This window comes from Martinezella calliandrae (assembly GCF_030272695.1).
Classification (GTDB): Bacteria; Pseudomonadota; Alphaproteobacteria; order Rhizobiales; family Rhizobiaceae; genus Rhizobium; species Rhizobium calliandrae.
On the sequence record NZ_JARFYN010000189.1, the window covers coordinates 1 to 622 of the forward strand.

The 622-nt window shown below is 58.5% G+C and carries 1 protein-coding gene; it reads left to right on the plus strand.

The genetic code is table 11. From position 1 onward, the window contains the following. Positions 1–622: AMP-binding protein (locus PY650_RS36650; protein WP_285884997.1), on the plus strand; the 622-nt coding region annotated here is incomplete at both ends.

The window sequence follows — 622 nt, forward strand, 5'->3', positions numbered from 1 at the left end:
CCTTACCGCACGCCATCTCGCCTATATCATCTATACCTCCGGTTCCACCGGAACCCCAAAGGGCGTCATGGTCGAGCATCGCGGGATGGCCAATTATCTGCATTGGGCCTGCGGCGCTTATGAGCCGAGGTCATCCTCCCTGGTTTCCTCTTCCCTCGCCTTCGATGCCATCATCACAAGCCTGTTTGCGCCTTTGCTATGTGGTGGCCATGCACAGCTTGTCAAAGAGGGAAATGAGGTCGATGGGGTAAAGGAAAGGATCACCTCGGATTGTCGGGTCATTGATATCACCCCAAGCCATCTGGATGTGCTTGGGCAACAGATGCTGTCGCACTCCCTCGTCAGCCAGGTTGGACTGTTTATCATCGGCGGTGAAGCACTGACGTACCCGACGATCGAGCTTTGGCGCAGGATCCAGCCGACGGCCAGGATGGTGAATGAATATGGCCCGACCGAAACGATCGTCGGCTGTCTCTTCTATGAGGTTCCGACAGGGCCAGCAGTAGCCGCGAACGTCCCGATCGGCCGTCCGATTGCCAACACGCGGCTCTATCTTCTCGACGGTCATGGTCAGCCCGTGCCGTTCGGGGCGGTCGGCGAGCTTTATATCGGCGGGGCCGGC